Origin of the sequence: Streptomyces zingiberis, from assembly GCF_012034935.1 — a bacterium.
Taxonomy (GTDB): Bacteria; Actinomycetota; Actinomycetes; order Streptomycetales; family Streptomycetaceae; genus Streptomyces; species Streptomyces zingiberis.
On sequence record NZ_JAATEN010000029.1, the window covers coordinates 50,900 to 70,036 of the forward strand.

Annotated in this window: 14 protein-coding genes; 2 read left to right on the forward strand and 12 right to left on the reverse strand. The window is 76.2% G+C overall.

Features of this window, described 5'->3' with window-relative positions; translation table 11 throughout:
• Positions 1-134 precede the first annotated feature (134 nt).
• Together HCK00_RS25275 and HCK00_RS25280 are read right to left on the reverse strand one after the other, a co-directional pair.
• Positions 135-1,505, reverse strand: a complete 1,371-nt coding sequence (locus HCK00_RS25275) for a prephenate dehydrogenase (protein ID WP_311765484.1) — start codon at positions 1,503-1,505, stop codon at positions 135-137.
• Complete coding sequence (locus HCK00_RS25280) at positions 1,502-2,929, reverse strand: aminotransferase-like domain-containing protein (RefSeq protein WP_168104353.1); 1,428 nt, start codon at positions 2,927-2,929, stop codon at positions 1,502-1,504. Before HCK00_RS25280 ends, HCK00_RS25275 begins: the two co-directional genes overlap by 4 nt.
• Before the next feature lie 484 nt (positions 2,930-3,413).
• On the opposite strand from HCK00_RS25280, the gene hppD reads away from it, so the two are divergent.
• Both hppD and HCK00_RS25290 read left to right on the forward strand, forming a co-directional pair.
• Positions 3,414-4,523: a 4-hydroxyphenylpyruvate dioxygenase gene (hppD, locus tag HCK00_RS25285; RefSeq protein WP_168104354.1), complete on the forward strand. Its 1,110-nt coding sequence runs from the start codon at positions 3,414-3,416 to the stop codon at positions 4,521-4,523.
• 70 nt (positions 4,524-4,593) lie between these two features.
• On the forward strand, positions 4,594-5,700 hold the full coding sequence (locus HCK00_RS25290; protein ID WP_168104355.1) for an alpha-hydroxy acid oxidase: 1,107 nt from the start codon (positions 4,594-4,596) through the stop codon (positions 5,698-5,700).
• A 187-nt stretch (positions 5,701-5,887) separates the two neighbouring features.
• On the opposite strand, the gene HCK00_RS25295 is transcribed toward HCK00_RS25290, so the two are convergent.
• The 10 genes from HCK00_RS25295 to HCK00_RS25340 all read right to left on the reverse strand — a co-directional run.
• Positions 5,888-6,292: a VOC family protein gene (locus HCK00_RS25295; protein ID WP_168104356.1), complete on the reverse strand. Its 405-nt coding sequence runs from the start codon at positions 6,290-6,292 to the stop codon at positions 5,888-5,890.
• Positions 6,289-7,071 (reverse strand): phosphosulfolactate synthase, encoded by a 783-nt coding sequence (locus tag HCK00_RS25300; protein WP_168104357.1) that lies wholly within the window; start codon positions 7,069-7,071, stop codon positions 6,289-6,291. The genes HCK00_RS25295 and HCK00_RS25300 overlap by 4 nt, the downstream gene beginning before the upstream one ends.
• A 101-nt stretch (positions 7,072-7,172) precedes the next feature.
• Positions 7,173-8,597, reverse strand: coding sequence for an AMP-binding protein (locus HCK00_RS25305; RefSeq protein ID WP_168104358.1), 1,425 nt, complete (start codon positions 8,595-8,597; stop codon positions 7,173-7,175).
• A 9-nt stretch (positions 8,598-8,606) separates the two neighbouring features.
• On the reverse strand, positions 8,607-8,948 hold the full coding sequence (locus HCK00_RS25310) for an acyl carrier protein (RefSeq protein ID WP_168104359.1): 342 nt from the start codon (positions 8,946-8,948) through the stop codon (positions 8,607-8,609).
• 235 nt (positions 8,949-9,183) lie between these two features.
• Positions 9,184-10,383: a cytochrome P450 gene (locus tag HCK00_RS25315; RefSeq protein WP_168104360.1), complete on the reverse strand. Its 1,200-nt coding sequence runs from the start codon at positions 10,381-10,383 to the stop codon at positions 9,184-9,186.
• A gap of 5 nt (positions 10,384-10,388) precedes the next feature.
• Positions 10,389-11,558 carry a cytochrome P450 gene (locus HCK00_RS25320; RefSeq protein ID WP_168104361.1) on the reverse strand — a complete coding sequence of 390 codons (1,170 nt, stop codon included), beginning with the start codon at positions 11,556-11,558 and terminating at the stop codon, positions 10,389-10,391.
• Between the two features lie 9 nt (positions 11,559-11,567).
• Complete coding sequence (locus tag HCK00_RS25325) at positions 11,568-13,067, reverse strand: tryptophan 7-halogenase (protein WP_277348310.1); 1,500 nt, start codon at positions 13,065-13,067, stop codon at positions 11,568-11,570.
• 249 nt (positions 13,068-13,316) lie between these two features.
• Positions 13,317-14,693: a cation:proton antiporter gene (locus HCK00_RS25330; RefSeq protein ID WP_168104363.1), complete on the reverse strand. Its 1,377-nt coding sequence runs from the start codon at positions 14,691-14,693 to the stop codon at positions 13,317-13,319.
• Positions 14,694-14,766: 73 nt separating this feature from the next.
• Positions 14,767-14,994, reverse strand: a complete 228-nt coding sequence (locus HCK00_RS25335) for an MbtH family protein (RefSeq protein ID WP_168104364.1) — start codon at positions 14,992-14,994, stop codon at positions 14,767-14,769.
• 245 nt (positions 14,995-15,239) lie between these two features.
• A partial coding sequence (locus tag HCK00_RS25340; RefSeq protein WP_168104365.1) for a condensation domain-containing protein occupies positions 15,240-19,137 on the reverse strand: 3,898 nt, incomplete at its 5' end.

Below are 19,137 nucleotides of genomic sequence, written 5' to 3' on the forward strand. Positions count from 1 at the left end.
ACGCCGGGACCGGTCACACGGCGGGCACAGGAGTTGTCACCACGGTGTTACCGCGCGGGGAGCACAGTGGCGGCAGGCCCACCGCCGCGCCGAACCCCCCGGCGCGGCGGGCGGGCCCCGGCCGGGCGCGGCGCTCACCGGCCGCCCGCCGCCGGGAGAACCGGCACGTCCCGCCGGGTATGACCCCGGACGGTGGCGTCCCTGACGGTGGCGTCCCTGACGGTGGCGTCCCTGACGGTGGCGTCCCTGACGGTACCGTTCCGGCCGGCCCCGTCCCGGCGCGCGCCGTCCCCCGGCGCGCGGGGCGCGGCCGGTGCGGCGGGCGTGACGGGACCGTCCCCGGCGGGCCAGCCCTCGGCACGCAGCCGGGCGGCCAGGGAGCGGGCCAGCGGCGGTTCGGTGGTGAGCCGGACGACCAGGGCGTTCCCCCGTCCGGGCGCGCACCGGACGGAGGTGTCCTCCAGGGTGACGCCGAGGGCGGCCGTGGTGCCGAGGAGCCGGGACAGCTCGCCGGGGCGGCCGGTCAGCGGGATGTCGAGGTGGCTCCGGTACGGGGTGCCGCCCGGCGGCGCGGCGCCGGGGACGGTGGCGTTCCGCCCGCCGCCGGCATGCCCGTCCGGACCGTCGGCGGGCCGTGCGGAACGCGCCTCGTCCAGCCCGGCCAGTCCGGCCACACCACGGCCCAGCAACTCCGTCAGGGCTCCGTCGCCGGCCGGCGTGCCCCGGGCGCCGCCGGCGCCGGCCAGTTCCCGCAGGGCGGCCAGCAGGCCGTCCAGGTCCCGGTGGAGTTCGGCCAGGACGGCCGTGACGGCGGCGGCGTTGGAGGCCAGGATGTCGGTCCACAGCCGGGGGTCGCCGCGGGCGATCCGGGTGACGTCCCGCAGTCCCTGCCCGGCGAGATGGGCCGTCCCGGCGCCGATGCCGGCCAGCCGGGCCGCCATGAGACTGGCCACCAGGTGCGGGGTGTGGGAGGTCAGGGCCACGGCATCGTCGTGCGCCCGGGCGCGCATGACGCGGGGAACGGCGCCGCACAGGGCGATCAGGTCCAGGGTGCGGTCGAAGACCTGTTTGGACGTTACGCGGGTGGGGGTGAGCACCCAGGTGCGGTCGCGGAACAGCTCCGGGCGGGCGGCGAGCGGCCCCGACCACTCGCGGCCCGTCATCGGGTGCCCGCCGACGTAGTGCGACGGGTGGGGCGCGGTGGCCAGGACCTCCCGTTCGGTACGCGCCTTCACGCTCGCCACGTCGGTGTAACCACGGGCCAGCCCCCGGGCCTGGGCGGTGGCCAGCACCGGCGCGATCTGGCCGGGCGGCACCGCCAGCACCGCGAGGTCCACCGGCGCCTCCGGCCGTTCGGCCCGGCCGGCGCCCAGCGCGGCGGCGGTGCGGGCGGCGGATTCGTCCCGGTCGGCGAGGTAGACCGTCAGCCCCGCGCGGGTGGCGGCGAGCGCCACCGAGGTGCCGATGAGGCCCGTGCCGACGACGGCGAGCGTGCGCAGGCTCACGCCGCACCCCCCGGCAGCCGCCGTACCGGGGAACCGGCCCCGGGCAGGCACGCGGTGATCAGCGCGGCCAGCCGGTCCAGGCCCTCCTCGATCCGGTCGGGCGTCAGCGCGGAGACGGACAGCCGCAGCTGGTGGAAGCCCGCGGTGGAGCCGTAGAAGTGGTGCATGGGGGTGAAGAGCACGCCGTGCCGGCGGGCCGCGTACTCCAGCAGGTCGTCGTCGACGGTGAACGGGACCGTGAGCACCACGAAGAACCCGCCGGCCGGGGTGTTCCAGTGGACCCCGGGGAGCTCGCCCAGCCGCCGTCCGAGCCCGTCGAGAACCTGCCGGAGGTTGCCGCGGTAGATCTCCGTCTCCCGCCGGTTGGCCTCGGCGAGGCTGCAGCCGTGGGCGAGCAGCTTGCCGCCGATCAGCGCCTGGGCGACGGGCGAGGTGTTGACGGTGAGCATGCTCTTGAGCTTCGCGAGCTCGTCGGCGAGGAGCGTGCCGGGACCGCCGCCGGCCCGGTCCCCGTCCCCTCCCGCTCCCCCGGCCCCGGACCCGGGCACCGGCCCGCCGCCGGGGAGGACGCGCTGGTCGGCCACGACGTAGCCGACGCGGGCGCCGGGCAGTCCCGTCTTGGCGAAGGATCCGAGGTAGACCACCCGCCGGTGGCGGTCGAGCGACTTCAGCGTCGGCGGGCGGCCGGACGCGCCGCCGAGCAGGCCGTAGGCGTTGTCCTCCAGCAGCAGCAGATCCTCCGCGGCGGCGATCTCCAGCAACCGGCGGCGCGCGGCCACGGGCATGCTGACGCCCACGGGGTTGGCGAAGTCGGGGGTGACGTAGGCGGCGCGGACCCGCCTCCCGGCGGCGCGCGCCCGCCGCAACCGGGTCACCAGGTCGTCGAGGTCGATGCCCGCCTCGTGGCTGCGGACCGGGATCACCGGCAGGTCGGCGAGGAGCGCCGCGCCGGTCAGGCCGACGTAGGTGGGGCTGGGGGCGAGCACCGCCTCGCGGTCGTCGGCGCGCAGCGCCCGCGCCACCAGGAACAGCGCCTCCTGGCAGCCGACGGTGACCACCACCGCCTCGGGGGTGGTCTCGATGCCCTCGTCCACGGCGAGGCTCCGGGCCACCAGGTCGGCGATGATCCCCTTGGTGGCGCCGTACTGGTAGAGGGTGCGGGCCACCTCCCGCTCCGTCAGGCCCCGGTCGTCCCGCAGGTGGTCGCAGTACACGCGCAGGTGGTCGTGCAGGCGCTCCACGTCGTAGAAGCCCTCGTACGGGCGGCCCGCGGCGAAGGAGACCGCCGTGGGGTAGGTGTCGGCGATCTCGTTCAGCAGGTTCATGGACTCCATCGACGCGTCGCCGAGCGAGGAGTGCAGCGTGTCCGCGCGCAGTGCGGCGGGCGGATTCTCCGATCGCGGAACGTCATGCAGAACATCCATCGGCGTCATTCCTTCTCCGGTACGGCCGGGAAACGGGACAGCGGATAGGCCATCGGATACGGCCATCGGGATATGGCATACGGATACGGCGCGGGGAAGGAAGGGCGCGCGGCCGGTCCCGTGCGAGACCTCCCCCGGTGCCGCGTCCTCAGCATCGTCCCGCGCACCGGCGGCGGCAATGGGCGCGCGCCTCCGGAATTCCCCTGCCGCGTGGCCCGGTCACGGATGGTCCTTGACAGCTGCGCCGCCCCCGGCACGGGCATACCATCGGGCCGCACGGCGGAATTCCGGCCGCAGGGGTCACGCGCCGGCGATTCGCCTCCCGGCACCCCGGTTTCACGACGGGGGAATTCCCGGAACCGGTTCGGCGGATTCCGGGAACGCCACCGGAGGCCATGTCCCGCTCCTGCGGTGTCCGTTCCGGCCGGGGCCGGCGCGCCGGAATCCGCCTCGTTCTTCTCCTTCTTCGCCCGGGGGGGCTCCCATGACGGTTCTGCCCGCACTTCCGCCAGCGAAGGCCGCGCTCGACGGCCTGGCGATCGACTACGTCGAGTTGTACGTCGAGGACCTGGAGCCGGCGGTGTCCGGCTGGGTGGACGGCTACGGCTTCACGGTCGTCGGGACCCGCGGGTCCGGCGGCTCGCGCGGCGCCGCCCTGCGCCAGGGGCGGACGACCCTGGTGGTCACCGCGGCGGACTCCGCCTCCCACCCCGCCTCGTCCTACGTCGCCACGCACGGCGAGGGGGTGGCCGACATCGCGCTGCGCACCACCGACGTGGCCGGGGCCTTCGCGGCGGCGGTGGCGGCGGGCGCCCGTCCCGTCCGGGAGCCGGCCCGGCACGGCGGCGGTCAGCCCGCGGTCACCGCCGCCGTGGGCGGGTTCGGGGACGTGGTGCACACCCTCGTCGAACGCGCCCCCGGTGAGGGTCCCGGCCTGCCGCCCGGCTTCGTCCCCGTACCGGGCGCCGCGGAGTCGCCCGCCACCGGGGTGGGGCTGCTCGACGTCGACCACATCGCGGTCTGCCTGGACGCCGGCGACCTGGTGGGGACCGCCCGCTTCTACGAACGCGCCCTGGGCTTCCGGGAGATCTACGCCGAGCGGATCGAAGTCGGCGTGCAGGCGATGGAGTCCAAGGTGGTGCAGAGCGCGGGGGCCGGGGCGGTGACCCTCACGCTGATCGAGCCGGACCCGCGGTCCCAGCCGGGGCAGATCGACGACTTCCTCAAGGGCCACCACGGGCCGGGCGTCCAGCATCTGGCCTTCTCCAGCGCGGACGCCGTGGGCGCGGTGCGCGCGCTGGCCGGCCGCGGGGTGGCGTTCCTGCGCACCCCCGGCACCTACTACGACCTGCTGGGCGAGCGGATCGGGCTGCGCACCCACACCCTGGAGGACCTGCGCGCCACCCACCTCCTCGTGGACGAGGACCACGGCGGCCAGCTCTTCCAGATCTTCACCGCCTCCACGCACCCCCGGCGTACCCTCTTCCACGAGGTGATCGAGCGTCAGGGCGCCCGCACCTTCGGCAGCGCCAACATCAAGGCGCTGTACGAGGCTGTGGAGCTGGAGCGGACGGGCCAGCGTGCCCCGCGGTGAGACCCCGGCGCCCGCCGCCGCGCCCTCTCCTCCCCCCGCGCGCCGGGACCGGGAGGGCGCGGGCGGTGGCGTGCCGGACGGGGACACCCCCGGCGGCACGCTGTGGGACCTGGCGGACGCCGAGCGGGCCGCGGCGGCCGTCCTGCCCGCCGCGGTACGGGACTTCGTCGCGGGCGGCAGCGGCCGTGAGCGGTCACGGGACGGCAACCAACGCGCCTTCGACCGGCTCCATGTCGTCCCCCGGGTGCTCCGCGACGTCTCCGGCTGCTCCGCGCGGAGCACCCTGCTGGGCCGGCCGGTGCGGATGCCGGTGGCGGTCGCGCCGGTCGCCTACCAGCGCCTGCTCCACCCCGAGGGGGAGCGGGCCACGGCGCGGGCGGCGCGGGCGGCCGGGGTGCCCTTCACGGTCGCCACGCTGAGCAGCGTGCCCGTGGAGGAGGTGACGGCGGTGGGCGGCACGGTGTGGTTCCAGCTCTACTGGCTGCGGGAGCGGCGCCGCACGCTGGACCTGGTGCGGCGGGCGGAGGACGCCGGCTGCGCCGCGCTGATGGTCACCGTGGACGTGCCGTGGATGGGGCGGCGCCTGCGGGACGCACGCAACGGGTTCGCCCTGCCGGCCGGGGTGCGCGCCGCGCATCTGGGCGGCGGGGCCTCCTCGGCGCACCGGCCGTCGGCCGGCTCGGCGGTGGCCGCGCACACCGCGGAGACCTTCTCCCCGGCGGTGACCTGGTCCGACCTGGAGGCGCTGCGCGCCGCGACACGGCTGCCGCTGCTGGTGAAGGGCGTGCTGGCGCCGGAGGACGCGGCACGGGCCGCCGGGCTCGGCGCCGACGCGGTGGTGGTCTCCAACCACGGCGGGCGCCAGCTCGACGGCGCGGTGCCGGCCGTGGACGCCCTGCCCGGGGTGGCCGAGGCCGTCGGCGCGTCCGGCACCCCGTGTGAGGTGCTGGTCGACGGCGGGGTGCGCGGCGGGGCGGACGTCCTGGCGGCGCTCGCGCTGGGTGCCTCGGGTGTGCTGGTGGGGCGCCCGCCCGCGTGGGGGCTGGCGGCCGCCGGTGAGGCGGGGGTCCGGCGGGTGCTGGACCTGCTCGCGGACGAGGTGCGGGACGCGCTGGGGCTGGCCGGCTGCGCCCGGGTGGCCCAGGCGCGGGAGCTGCGGACGGTGCGGGTGCCCTGAGGGGGCTCCCGCGATCCGCGGCGGGCCGGCGCGGCCGGAACGGCCCGGACGGAGTGGCCGTCCGGGCCGTTCCCGGCCCGCCCGGGCGCTCCGCGCGGGAGGCTCCGGCGCGCCGCGGGGCCGGTGGGGCCGCGAGGCCGGTAGGTACGCGAGGCCGGTGGGTACGGGGCCGGTGGGTACGGGGCCGTCAGTACATCATCCGCGCGTCGGTGTAGTGCTTGAACTCCAGGAGGTTCCCGGAGGGATCGGTGAGGACCAGGGTGCTGTGCTCCTCGGCGGTCCCCGCGAAGCGGGTGGTGGTCTCCCGGAACACCGGGACCTCGCGCAGGGCCACCAGCCGCAGCAGGGCGTCGAAGTCGGCGCGGGACCGGAACGTCACGCCGAAGTGGCGGGGGTAGAGATGGGGCCGGTCCACGGCGGGCTCGTCCGGGGCGTGGTGGCACACGAGCTGGTCACCGAAGAAGTCGAAGGTGACGCGGTCGTCGCGCCGGCGGGCCAGCGGGCAGCCCAGCAGGGTGTTGTAGAAGTGCGCGGCGGCGTCCAGGTCACGGGCCGGGACGGCGATGTGGCAGGCGTCGGCGGGGTTTCTCACCGGGGGCCTCCCGCCGGGGCGCCGGGGAGGGAGAGGGTGTCGGAGCGGAGCCCGAGCCGCAGGGTCTCCAGCGCGATGACGTCCGTCAGCGCGATGTTGCCCAGGTTGACGTCGCCCCCGACGCGCCGGATGAAGTAGGTCTGCAACTCCTTGGTGGGCGCCTCGAAGACCAGCCGGTCCGCCGGCGGCCCGGCGTCCAGCACGTCCTCGATGAGGCCGAACCGCACCTCGCCGTCGGCACGGCAGATCCCGCTGGTGCCGCTCTCCCGCGCCTCCAGGATCACCGCCGCCGCGCCGGCGTCCAGGTCGCGGTGGATCGCGCCGAGCCACTGGCTGGGGGCGAACGTCTCCGAGCGGCGCGGGTCCTTGAAGCCCACCTCGGAGACGACGGTGAAGTCCGCCGCCAGGCGGGTGATGCACCGGGCCTTCTCCGCGGGGTCGAGGTCGATGGTGCCGTCGGACACCTCGACGTGGCCGCAGCCCCGCTCCAGGCACAGGGCGCGGTACTCCTCGAACCGGCCCTGCAGGACGTGGATCTCGAAGAGGGTGCCACCGAACATGTAGGGGACGCCGTGCTGCCGCAGGGTCTCCGTCTTCTCCTTGAGCCCGGCGGTGACCAGGGCGGTGCCCCAGCCGAACTTCACCAGGTCGATGAAGTCCGCCGCGCTGGCGACGGCGTCCTCGAACCAGCGGACCGGGGCCCCGTTGTCGATGACCATCGTCAGCCCCTTGGTGCGCGGTTTGGCCGCGCGGGCGGGCAACTCCAGTGAATGCGTCATGGCGGCGGACTCCTCCTGTGCGGTGGTGTGGCGGGCGGCGCCCGGTGGGACGGTCCCCGGGCGGACGGCCCGGACGGACGGACAGCAGGCCGGCCGGGCCGTCAGCTACGGCGCTCCGCGGCCAGCCGGCGCTTGAGAACCTTGCCGAGGGCGTTGCGGGGCAGGGCCTCCACGGTGTGGATCTCCTGCGGCAGCTTGTACGGGGCGAGCCGGGCGGCGAGGAAGGCGGTGAGTTCCGCCCGGTCCAGCCGGCCGCCCGTCACCACCCAGGCGGCGACGCGCTGTCCCAGCCGGTCGTCGGGGAGGCCGAGGACGGCCGCCTCGGCAACGCCCGGATGGTCGAGGAGAGCGTCCTCGACCTCACCCGCGCCCACCCGGTAGCCCCCGCTCTTGATCAGGTCGGTGTGGGCGCGGCCGGTGACGCGGAGGGTGCCGTCGGGCAGCCACTCCCCCAGGTCCCCGGTGGCGAACCAGCCGCCGGGGCCCGTGGCGGGGCCGCGCCCCAGATAGCCGGAGAACAGGCCGTCGCCACGGACCAGGATCTCGCCACCGGCCTCCGCCCGTTCCCCGGCGCCCGCGCCAGCCCGGCTTCCGCCGCACCCGGCCCGCGGTTCCGCACCGTCCCCGATCCCCGGTTCCGCGCCGTGCGGGGCCAGCCGGACCCGCGTGCCCGGCAGGGGACGCCCCACCGAGCGCGGATCGACCGGCACCCGGGTGTCCTCGGCCCGCGGGGAGGCGATGACCAGGGTCTCCGTCATCGCGTAACGGTTGAGGACGTGGTGTCCGCAGTGGTGGTGCACGCGCTCGGCCACCCTGCGGGGCAGGACGTCGGCGCCGGAGACCAGCAGCCGGGCCGCGCGCAGCTCGGCGAGGTCGGCCGCGCCGAGCGAGCCCCACAGCGCCGGGACCCCGAAGTACAGGGTGCCGCCGGGCACGGCGCGCAGACAGTGGCCGGTGTGGGTGAGGGAGCAGCCGAGGCGGAGCGGGCCGAGCCCGCCGAACACCAGCCCGTGGACATGGGAGAAGGGCAGGGCGTGGACGAGGTGGTCCTCCGGGGTCCACCGCCACAGCCCCGCCAGCGCGTCGAGGTTGGCGGCGATCGCGCGGCGCGGGATGACGGCGCCCTTCGGCGGTCCGGTGGAACCGGAGGTGTAGAGGATGAGCGCCGGTTCCCCGTCCGGCGGCGGGTCGGGGGGCGGGTCCCCACGGCGGACGAGTGCGGGCCGGTCCAGGACGAGGTCCACCCGGGCGTCGCGGAGGATGTGCTCGCGCTCCGCCGGCCCGGCGGCCGGGGTGAGCGGGACGGCCGCCGCGCCGGCGGCCAGGACGCCGGCCACCGCGACGAGGGTGGAGAGTTCCGGGTGGGCGGTGACCGCCACCCGGCGCGCCCCGCTCACCTCGCGGGCCACCCCGCCCACCGCGGCGGCCAGTTCGCCGCCCGCCAGCCGCTCGCCGGCCACCTCGATCCGGGCCGCGCCGGCGTGGAGCGCCGGCAGCAGCCCGGTGGCGGTACAGTCCCCGGTCATCTCCGCCGCCTAGGCGCCGGTGCCGGCGGCCGGGGTGGCCGGCGCGCGGCCGTCCGGTCCGGCCGGGCCGTCCGGTCCGGAGGGCCGGTGGTTCGCCACGAGGCCGGCGACCATCGTCACGAAGGCGCCCAGGGTGGGGTGGTCCCAGATGTCCCGGGTGCCGTTCAGCTCCAGCCCGTAGACGTCCTCCACGGCACCGATCATGTGCAGTGCGGCCAGGGAGTGGCCACCGAGCGCGAAGAAGTCGTCCTCGTCGGACGCCGACTCCACGGCGAGCGCCTCACACCACAGCGGTGCGACGGTCTCCCGCACCGCCGCGCGCGTGTCCGGGCACGCCGCTGAACTCTCCATGTGCTTCTCCTTCGTGTTCTCCGTGCCCCTCGTGCTGCCGGTACCGCTCGCGCTCGTTGTGCTGGTCGTGCTGCTCGTGCTGCTCGCCGTCCGCTCCGTCCGCTCCGTCCGCTCCGTCCGCTCCGCTCACGCCGTCCGCGCCGCCCGCGGATCCGCGGTGGTCACCGGGCGCCTCCCGTCCCTCCTCCCCTCCGTCCCGGAGAGCCGCCGCCCGCCGGCCGGCCGGGGCCGGCCGTCACCAGGTCACCGGCAGGGTCTCGACGCCGTGGGCGAGGGCGTGGGCCCGGAACGGCACCTCCCCGGCCGGAACGGCGAGGGCGAGCCGGGAGAAGCGGCGCAGCAGCGCCGGGTAGGCGATCCGCAGCTCCAGCCGGGCCAGCGCGGCGCCCAGGCAGTGGTGGACGCCGTGGCCGAAGGCGAGGTGGGGGGCCGGCTCGCGGGTGATGTCGAACCGGTCGGGGCCCTCCAGCAGGGCGGGGTCCCGGTTGGCCGTGGGGAGGGAGCAGATGAGGTGCTCCCCGGCGCGGATGAGCCGCCCGCCGACGGTGACGTCCGTCAGCGCGGTGCGCGGGGTGGGCGCGTGCGGCACCGTCAGATAGCGCAGGAGTTCGTCGACGGCACCGTCCACGGCCTCCGGGTCGTCGCGGACCGCGGCGAGCTGCTCCGGGTGGCCGAGCAGGACGAGGGTGCCGAGGCCGAGCATCCCGGAGACGTTGTCCAGGCCGGCGAGGACCAGCAGCACGCAGACGCCCCGCAGTTCGCGGTCGGTGACCTCCTCGCCGTGGTCGCGGACGAGGGCGCCCAGAAAGCCGTCGTCGGGGGTGGCCCGGGCGCGGCGCACCATCCCTTCGAGCCGGCGGGAGAGGGCCTCGCCGGCGTCGGCCCGCCGCTGCCGGCTCCGGGTGGGTCCGAGGAAGGCGTGGCAGCGGCGGAGGAAGCCGGCGCGGTCGTCGCGGGGCACTCCGAGGAGTGCGCAGAGGACCCCGCCGGCGAGCGGCGTGGCGAAGCGTGCCATGAGGTCGGCCGGGGGCCCGGCGCGTTCCACGGCGTCCAGGCAGGAGCCGGTGATCCGTTCGACGAGGGGTTCCAGACGCCGTATCCGGCGCCCGGTGAACTCGGGGGTGAGGATCTTCCGCAGCCGGGTGTGCTCGGGCGGGTCGTAGTCCATGAGCTGGCCGACCATCGCGTCGGGCCGCTCACCGGAGGGCGCCCCGGACGGGGAGCCGAAGCGGCGCCGGGTGGAGAAGCGGACGTGGTCGCCGAGGACCTGGCGCACCTCGGCGTGGCCGGTGACCAGCCAGACGGGCACGCCGCCGGTCCCGGGACCCACGTCGATCCGGGTGACCGGTGCCCGTGCGGCGAGCCGGCGCAGTTCCGCGGCGGGACCGAAGCGGTCCCGGCGGGTGTACACGGGCGGGGATCCGGTGGAGGTCACGGCACCTACCAGGCGAGGGGGAGGGCGTCCAGGCCGTACGGGGCCTGCGGGCGGAAGCGGATCTCCTCCGGCGGGACGGCGAGGCGCAGCGCGGGGAAGCGGCGCAGCACCGCCGGGTAGGCGGCCCGCAGCTCCATGCGGACGAGGGCGGCGCCCACGCAGTGGTGGACGCCGTGCCCCAGGGCGAGGTGCGGGGCGGGCTCACGGGTGATGTCGAGCCGGCCGGGATCCGCTCCGGGCGCCGGTACCCGGTTGGCCGCCAGCAGGGAACAGGCCACGCGGTCACCGGCCTTGATCTCCCGTCCGGCCAGGGTCACGTCGGCGCGGGCGACGCGGGGTGAGGCGGTGGGGATGACGGAAAGGTGGCGGATGAGTTCCTCGGCCGCCCGCTCGGTGAGGCCGGGCCGGGAGCGGAGCAGGGCGAGCTGCGCGGGGTGCTCCAGCAGGGCGAGCACGCCCAGGCCCAGCATGCTGGCCATGTTCTCCACGCCGGAGCCCATGACGAAGGCGCTGAGGCCGACGAGTTCCTCGTCGCCGATGTCCCGCCCGTGGTCGCGCACGATCCGGCCCAGCAGGTCCTCGCCCGGGTCGCGGCGCTTGCGCGCGACGAGCCGGGCCATGTAGGCGAGGTAGGCGGCGCCGGCCTGGACCTGGAGCCGCCGGCCGCGGAAGGCCGGGCGGCTGACCTTGAGGACCCGGGCCAGCTCGGCCCGGTCGTCGCGGGGGACGCCGAACAGCTCGCACATCACCAGGCCGGGCACCGTCCAGGCGACGTGGCGCATGAAGTCGCCCGGGGGGCCGTCCTTCTCCAGGGCGTCCAGGCAGTCCTCGACGATGCCGGTCACGGCGGGTTCGAGGGCGCGCATCCGGCGGTGGGTGAACTCGGGGGTGAGCATCGTCCGCAGCCGGGCGTGGTCCGGCGGATCGTACTGGATGAGGTTGCCCGGCTGGGCGGGCCGCCGGCCGTCCCCGCCGCCGGCGGCGAGGGCGGTGGAGAACCGCTCCGCGTCCCCGAGGACGGCCCGCACCTCCTCGGCCCCGGTGACGAGCCAGCCCGGGGCCGCTCCGGGCCCATCCCCGGGGAGCGGGGTGACGCGGTGCGCGCGGCCGAGTTCCGGCAGCGGGTCCAGCCGGTCCCGCCGGTTGTGCGGGGAGACCTCCGAGGGCCGTGCCATGCCCGCCCCCTACTTCCCGGCGCCCTGGGCGGGCAGCCACAGCATGCCGTCCGGGGAGGGCACCAGACCGCCGGGGGACAGCGGGGCCTCGGGCTCGGCGTCCTCGCCGAGCAGGGCGCGCATCTGGACCTGTCCGCCCTCCTGCATGACCTCGCGCACCACGGAGGAGGTGAACAGCGGCACCATGCTCCCGTCCGGGTTGCCGGCGAGTTCGCCGACGGCCTCGGCAAACTCCGCCGAGCCGGTGCGGAAGCGCTTGGCGAGCACCTCGGCGTCGGTCAGCACCCGCTCGCCGGAGGAGACTCCGCCGATGAGCTCGACGAAGGACTGGAGTTCGGGCCGTTCCGCCCGGGTGACCTTCTTCGCCTGCCAGAAGTAGGAGTTCTCGTCGCGGTGCATCTCGTAGAAGGAGAGCAGGAACTCGTAGAAGACGCCGTACTCGCGGCGGTAGCGGGACTCGAACTCGCCCAGCGCCTCCTCCTCGCCGACCAGCCCGGCGAGGACGCTGTTGACCGAGCGGGCGGCCAGCAGGGCGCTGTACGTGGCGAGATGGACGCCGGAGGAGAAGACCGGGTCGACGAAGCAGGCGGCGTCGCCGACGAGGACCATCCCGGGGCGGGAGAACGTGGTGTGGTGGTAGGAGTAGTCCTTGCGGACCCGGAGCTTGCCGTAGGGGCCGGTGGTGACGCGCCGCGCGCCCGCCAGGTACTCCTCGATCAGCGGGCACTCGGCGATCAGGGCTCTCAGCGCCTCGTCGGGGTCGCCCTGGATCTTCTCCGCCAGTTCCCGGCGGACCACCGCGCCGACACTGGTCAGCGAGGGGCTGAGGGGGATGTACCAGAACCAGCCGCTCTCGAAGGCGACGGAGAGGATGTTGCCGGAGTTCGGCTCGGGCAGCCGCTTGCCGCCTTCGAAGTAGCCGTAGAGGGCGAGGCTGCGGAAGAACTCCGAGTACTCCCGCCGGCCGCCGACCCGCTGGTGGAGGCGGCCGCGGTGGCCGGAGGCGTCCACGGTGAACGTGGCCAGGGCGCGGCGCTCGCGGCCTTCGGCGTCGGTGTACCGGACCCCGCGGACCCGCTCGCCGTCGTCGACGACGTCGAGCACCGTGCAGCCCTCGCGCACCTCGGCGCCGACGCGGCGCGCGTGGTTCAGCAGGATCTCGTCGAAGCGGGACCGTTCCACCTGGTAGGCGTAGGACGTGGGTCCCGTCATGCGCGGGGAGACCGAGAAGGAGAAGGTCCACGGCTCGGGGCTGGCGCCCCACTTGAACGTGCCGCCGCGCTTGCGCATGAAGCCGGCCTTCGCGAGCTCGTCCGCCACCCCGGTGAGGCGGCAGACGCCGTGCACCGTCGCCGGCAGCAGCGACTCGCCGATCTGGTGCCGGGGGAAGAACTCCTTCTCCAGAACCAGCACCCGGTGTCCCCGCATGGCCGTCAGCGCCGCCGCCGTCGACCCGGCCGGCCCCCCGCCGACGACCACCACATCGAATTCTTCCTCGGAATCCCGCAAGGCCATCCCTCCCCTCGTCCGGTCCGCCGGGACATTCCCTTCCCGGCCCGTTCCGCTCTGCCCTCACGCGCTTTTCCTCGACGGTGCGTGAATGAGTCTGGAATTCCGCCACCGGGGAGTCAAGGCGTCCAACCGCGCACGGTCCCGCGGTTTCCCGCCGCGTGAGACGCTTCCGGTGGAATACCGCATCCCCCTTTTCCCGGCCCGGCCCCCTTCCGGGATTTCCCGGAAGGGCGCCCGCTCCCACCGTCACGGACGACCGGCTCCCGGTGGCGGGGGAACCGCGGGCGCGGCGGGGCCGGCCACCCCTTCGGGCGTCCCGCGCCGGTCCCCCGGCCGGTCACCGCCGCCGCGGTCACGTCTCCGCCCCGGCGGGCGGTCCGGCGGCGGGCCGCCGGCTCCGCCCTGCCACCGCTCCACCAGGGTGAGCAGGGGCCCCGTCATCAGCGTCGTGATCAGCGCCATGAGCACCAGGACGGTGAAGAGGTCCCGGCCGATCACCCCGGCCTCCAGCGCCACGTTCAGCACGATCAGTTCGGTGAGCCCCCGCGTGTTCACCAGCGCGGCGACCACCGCCGACGGGCGGCGGTCCAGGCCGCCGAGCCGCGCCGCGGCGTAGCCGGGCACGAGTTTGCCGGTGACGGCCACCGCCACCACCAGGAGCAGCAGCAGGGCCCCGTCACCGTCCACCGTGCCGATGTCGAACGACAGTCCGGTGGTGACGAAGAACAGCGGCAGCAGCAGCCCGGCGGTCTGCTCCATCGGCCGCAGCACCCCGGCCTCCGGCACGCCGCCCCGGCGGGGCATCGCCAGCCCGGCGAGCAGGCCGCCGAACACCGGGTGGAGGCCGAGGCCCGCGGTCACCCAGGCGCTGCCCAGGGCCAGGGCCAGCGCGGCGGTGAGCTGGTGGGGCCCGCCCGCGGCGGACCGGGCCTGCCACCGGCCCAGGACCGGCCGGACGACCAGGACCATCACGAGGGTGAACCCACTGATCAGCAGCAGCGTCACGGTCCAGGGGCGGGCCGCGGCGTGCCCCGCGCCGGCCAGCACACCGGCCAGCACCAGCCAGGCGACGACGTCCATCAGCCCCGCGGCGGCGGTGGCCACCGTGCCCTCGGGGGTGCCGGCCAGGCCCCGTTCCCGGACGATCGCCGCCAGCACCGGCAGGGCGGTGACGGACACCGCCACCGCCATGAAGAGCACGAAGGTGCGGCCGTCGGCGCCGTCCGGCCGGACGGCGCCGAACGCGCCGGGGAACAGCCCGGCCACCCCGGCCCCCATCCCCGCCGGGACCAGCAGCGCGCACACCGCGACGGTGGCCGCCGCCCGCCCGCCGCGGCGCAGCTGGCGCCAGTCGGTCTCGTACCCCACCACGAACATGAAGAGGACCACGGCGATCTGCGACAGGACCGTCAGATACGGCAGCACCCCGGGCGGGAAGAGCCAGGTGGTGGGGTCGCCGGGCAGGCGCCCGAGCAGGGTCGGCCCGAGGGCGATGCCCGCGGCGATCTGCCCGATGACGGCCGGCTGGCCGCAGCGGCGGGCCAGCGCGCCGAGCAGCCGCGAGGCGAGAACGATCAGCGCGAGGTCGCCGATGGCGACCGTCACCAGGGTCTCGGTGTCCACCGGTGCCCTTCCGCCGGGGGACGGCCCGCGCGGCGGCCCGTGGGCGAGGGGGCGGCGCGCCGCTCCGCGCCGTTCACGGCGCCGCCGCCTCCTCCCGCTCCATCTCCTCGACGAGGCTCTTGGGGCGCATGTCCGTCCAGTTCTCCTCGACGAAGGCGAGGCACTCGGCGCGGGTCCCCTCGTCGAGCGCGACGGTCCACCCCTCGGGCCGCTCCGCGAAGGAAGGCCACAGCGAGTACTGGCCCTCGTCGTTGACCAGGACGAGGAAGGTTCCGTTCTCGTTGTCGAACGGGTTGGTCATGACGTGATCCTTTCGGTGTGGTGCGGGAACGGGATTTCCCGGTCCCCGGGGGGTACGGAATACGGTTCCGTGACAGGCCGCGCGGGCCGGGGGAATGCCGTACCCGGTGATTCCGGTTCCGGCCGGGACGCCGGCATTCTCTTTCCGTGTGGCCCTTCCTGCCGGCTTTCCGGATTTCCGGGCCTCCGGAATTCCGGTTCCGCGGGCGGGACGCCCTGCCGTCGCGCGTTGTTCCGCGCGTCGTCTCAGGGGCTGTTCTCGGGCTCGCTCCCGGGAGCGGCCGGGGCGTCGCCCGGGGCGGTCGGTGCCGTCCGCAGTCTCGCGGCGACGACTCGGCCGATCTCCGCGGCGTGCTCGGGACGCAGCATCTCGTAGTGGCCGGCGGGGACCTCGTGGGTTTCGATCCCGCCGCGGATGTAGGGACGCCAGCGCTCCCCCACCTCACCCGGGGCGGTGTCCGCGGCAGCGGCGGTCCGGCCGCCGGTGGCGACGAAGAGGAGCAGATCGCCGCCGAAGGGCCGGGGGCTGTGGCCGGGCGCGAACCCGGACATGTTCCGCAGCACCTTCTCCAGGTTCGCCCGGACCCGGTCGTTCATCCCGGTGGAGCGGTAGAGGTCCGCCATGGCCCCTTCCTCGCGCCGGAGCTCCGCGTAGCCGTCCTCCGTGCGCCCCTCCTCGCCGCGGTAACGCGACGTGGCGACGCTGCCCGGGTAGGCGTCGAGCAGCGCCAGCAGCGCCACCCGGTCCCCCTGTTCCTCCAGCCGGGCGGCGACGGCCTGGGCGATGACGCCGCCGATCGACCAGCCCAGGAGGTGGTACGGGCCGGCCGGCTGGACGGCGCGGATCTGCTCCGCGTAGTCCTCCGCCATCTCCTCGATGCTCCGCGGCAGCGGCTCGGGCCGGGCCAGCCCGCGCGCCTGGATCCCGAAGACCGGGAGCTCGGGCGGGAGATGGGGCAGCAGCACCCCGTAGCCCCAGCTCAGGCCCATACCGGGGTGTACGCAGAACAGCGGGGGCAGCGGGCCCTCGGGGCGCAGGGGCAGCAGGACACCGAGGTCACCGCGGGTGGTGGCGCGGCGTGCGGTGCCCCGTACGGCGGGGCGCAGGGCGACCGTGCCGGCCGCGGAGCGGACCGCGCGCTCGCCGGTGTGGAGCATCCGCGCCCCGGGCGGCCCGAACGGACTGGCGACGAACCGGCCGGCGGTGAGCGCCGGCCGCCCGGCGTAGCCGCGGGCCAGCGGGGCCCCCGCGACGTAGAGATCGCCCACGGCGCCCGGGGGCACGGGACGCAGCCGCTCGTCGAGGACATGGGCGTGGGTGTTCCGCACGGGGACACCCCCGTGCGGGGCGTCCGGGCCGCCCGTGACCGGGCCCAGGGTCCCCGGGGTGCCCTCCAGCCAGGCGCCGGACGTCTCGGCACCGCCGTGGCAGGCCACCGCGGGCACACCGGGTTCCGGGGCCGGGCCGTCCGCGCCGGGTGCGCCGGGTGCGCCGAACCGTGCGCCGTCGCCCGCGGTGAGCGCCGCCAGCAGCGGGACCAGCAGGCCGGGCAGCGGGGCGCGCGGATCGAGCACGGTCACGGTCCCGGGCCGCCCGCAGGTCGCGGCACGGTGGGCGACCTGGGAGGCCAGCGCGTGGTGCTCGACCACCGCGGTCTCGCCGTCGCGGGCGGGCAGCAGCAGGGCGGCGTGCCCGGGCAGCGGGAAGCGGTCCGGCCCGGGCGCCGGCGCAGGGGCGGGATCCGGGGCCGCGCGGTCCGGCCCGGGCGCCGGGGCCGCGCCGTCCGGCCCGGGCGTCTCCGGCGCGTCCGCGACGAGGACGGGGAGGGTGGTCCCGCCGGGGACCCGGCGGGCCGTGTCCGCGTCGCACACCAGGGCGACGGTCCGCGGGCCGGTGGCCGGCGTGCCGTTTCCGCCGCCGTCCTCCGCCCCGTCCCCCGCCGGGAGGGGGTCCTCGGCGATGAGGAGCCGGCAGGCGGCCCCGGCCTTCCACACCGCGAGTACGGCGGTCACCAGCGCCACCCCGGGCGGCAGGGCCACGGCGACGGCGCGCTCCGGGCCGGCTCCCCGGCCGGCCAGCAGCCGGGCCAGCCGGCCGGCCGCGGCGTCCAGCCGGGCGTAGCTCACCGGGCCGGACGGGCCGGTGACGGCGGCGGCATCGGGCGTGCGGGCGATCCGCGCGGCCAGCGACGCGGGGACGGTGACCACCGGGGGCGGCGCCACCGGGCCGGCGCCCGCCTCGGCCAGGCGCCGGTGCTCGGCCGCGTCGAGCAGCACGTCGACCGCGCTCAAGGGCAGTTCGGGGTCGGCCGTGACCTGCTCCAGCACCCGGGTCAGCCGCCGTGCCAGCGCCCCGGCGGTGGTTTCGTCGAACCGCTCGGTGGCATAGCGCAGCCGGCCCTCGATGCCGGCCGGTTCGCCGTCGGAGGCGTACCGCTCGGTGAGGCCGAACACCAGGTCGAGTTCGGTGGCCTCCGGCCCCGCCCCCGTCCGGGTGGTGCGCAGCCCGGGCAGCTCCCACGGGTCCCAGGGCTCCTCGACGCTGTCGCCGACCTCCAGCAGCACCTGGAACACCGGGTGGCGGGCGAGGGACGGCGGCAGCCCGAGCACGTCCGCCACCCGTTCGAAGGGCACGTCGCGATGGGCCCGGGCCTCCTGGCCCGCGTCCCGGACCCGTTCGAGCAGTTCCCGGAAGGAGGGGTCGCCGGAGGCATCGGTCCGCAGCGCGAGCGGCCCGGCGAACGGGCCGGCCAGGGACTCCAGATCGGGCTCGTCCCGGCGTGGCACCAGGGTCCCGACGGTGACGTCGGTACCGGCGCCGAGCCGGACGAGCAGCACCACCAGGGCGGCCTGGACGGCGTCGAAGGTCGTCGCCCCGGCCTCCTCGGTCAGGTCCACCAGCCGGGCGTGCAGGCCGGTGTCCACCCGGACCGGCACCGAACCGGCCCGGTGGGAGGCCACGGGCGGGCGGGGCCGGTCGGCGGGGAGGTCCAGTTCGGCGCCGAGGCCGGCGAGGGTGTCCTTCCAGTAGGCGAGCTGGTCGTTCACCAGGCTGTCCGGCCGTTCCTCACCCGCCAGCAGCTCGCGTTCCCACAGCGCGTAGTCGGCGAACTGCAAGGGCAGCGGGGCCCGTTCGGGCAGCCGGCCCTCGCGGCGTGCGCCGTAGGCGGTGGCCAGGTCGCGGACGAGGAGGTCCAGGGAGGCGTCGTCCGCGGCGATCCGGTGCACCACCAGCAGCAGGACGTGCTCGGTCGCGCCGAGGGTGAACAGCTGCGCCCGCCAGGGCATCTCCCGGGCGAGATCGAACTCGCGCCCGGCGTGGGTGGCCAGCAGCTCCGGCAGCCCGTCCGCCGTCGCCGGGGTCTCGGCGAGCGCCGGGCGGGCGCCCGCGACCCCGTGGACGCGCTGGCGCAGATCACCGGCCCGGTCCCCGTCGAACGTCGTCCGCAGGATCTCGTGACGGGCCGCGACGTCGCCCAGCGCCGCGTGGAGGGCCTCCCGGTCGAGGTCCCCGCCGAGGTGGAGCGCCACGGAGAGGCGGTGGACGCCTGCCTCGTCACCGAGCCGGGATCTCAGCCAGGTGCCGAGCTGCCCAGCGGTGAGGGGGACCCCGGCCGGGCCCGCGCCGGCGGCGCCTGCCACGTCCTGCGCTCCCGCCGCGCCGTTCACGCCGTCCCGCCGGTCCGCCGGGCGGAGCACGGGGCGTGCCTTCGTGGCCAGCAGCCGGGCCACCCCGGACGGGGTGGGTGAACCGAAGAACTGGCGGATCGCCAGCTCGGCGCCGAACTCCTCGCGGACGCGCCCGGCGAGCCGCATGGCCAGTCCGGAGTCTCCGCCCAGTTCGAAGAAGTCGTCGCCAGGACCGACCCGTTCGAGCTCCAGCACGTCGGCGAAGACACGGCACAGCCTCTCCTCGGTCTCCGTGCGCGGTCTGCGGTCGGACACCCGTTCGGCCAGGTCGGGAGCGGGCAGGGCCCGGCGGTCCAGCTTGCCGTTGGCGGTGACGGGCAGGGCGCCCAGCGTCAGCACGGCCGCCGGGACCATGTAGGCGGGCAGGACGGAGGCCGCGTACTCGCGGATCTTCTGCGCGTCGACCCCCTCGGCCCCCTCGGCGACGACGTAACCGACGAGGCGGCGTTCCTCC

Excerpts from the sequence above, each read along its gene's own strand:
- HCK00_RS25280 (WP_168104353.1), bottom strand. The coding sequence starts at position 2,929 with ATGGATGTTCTGCATGACGTTCCGCGATCGGAGAATCCGCCCGCCGCA.
- hppD (WP_168104354.1), top strand. The coding sequence starts at position 3,414 with ATGACGGTTCTGCCCGCACTTCCGCCAGCGAAGGCCGCGCTCGACGGC.
- HCK00_RS25300 (WP_168104357.1), bottom strand. The coding sequence starts at position 7,071 with ATGACGCATTCACTGGAGTTGCCCGCCCGCGCGGCCAAACCGCGCACC.
- HCK00_RS25305 (WP_168104358.1), bottom strand. The coding sequence starts at position 8,597 with ATGACCGGGGACTGTACCGCCACCGGGCTGCTGCCGGCGCTCCACGCC.
- HCK00_RS25310 (WP_168104359.1), bottom strand. The coding sequence starts at position 8,948 with ATGGAGAGTTCAGCGGCGTGCCCGGACACGCGCGCGGCGGTGCGGGAG.
- HCK00_RS25320 (WP_168104361.1), bottom strand. The coding sequence starts at position 11,558 with ATGGCACGGCCCTCGGAGGTCTCCCCGCACAACCGGCGGGACCGGCTG.
- HCK00_RS25335 (WP_168104364.1), bottom strand. The coding sequence starts at position 14,994 with ATGACCAACCCGTTCGACAACGAGAACGGAACCTTCCTCGTCCTGGTC.